The sequence below is a fragment of the Anaerotignum faecicola genome (genome assembly GCA_024460105.1).
GTDB lineage: Bacteria > Bacillota > Clostridia > Lachnospirales > Anaerotignaceae > JANFXS01.
The window spans coordinates 1-447 of the sequence record JANFXS010000297.1 but is presented as its reverse complement, the minus strand read 5'-3'; the positions used below and the strand labels follow the sequence as shown (position 1 = coordinate 447).

Below are 447 nucleotides of genomic sequence, written 5' to 3'. Positions count from 1 at the left end.
CAGGAGAGAAGGCAGGAAGCGGTAAAAAGAGAAAAAAAACAGATCTTGTGGCTACAGCAGGATTGATTGTTATATTTATTCTTTACATGTTCCCATTCTACATGGTGGTGATCAATTCCCTGAAACAGAAACGGGATATTATCAAGAGCCCATTTTCCTGGCTGTATACGATTAAAGGGCTGTCGTTTGATAACTTCGTGAAGGCTTTTGTTCAGATGGATTTTTTAAACGCGTTTAAGAATTCCTTGATTGTAACGGTATTTGCAACGGCACTCGTTACACTTCTGGCGGCTATGCTGGCCTATTATATTGTGCGGAATAACAATGCGGTTTCCAGGACTGCCTTTGTTTTGATGGTGGCTTCTATGATTATTCCGTTCCAGGCGATTATGATTCCTCTGGTGAGTATCTATGGCGGCAAGCTGAATGTGCTGAACCACAGAAGCA

The 447-nt window shown here is 42.1% G+C and carries 1 protein-coding gene; it reads left to right on the top strand.

From position 1 onward, the window contains the following. On the top strand, positions 1-447 hold a 447-nt coding region (locus NE664_14055), incomplete at both ends, for a carbohydrate ABC transporter permease (protein MCQ4727758.1).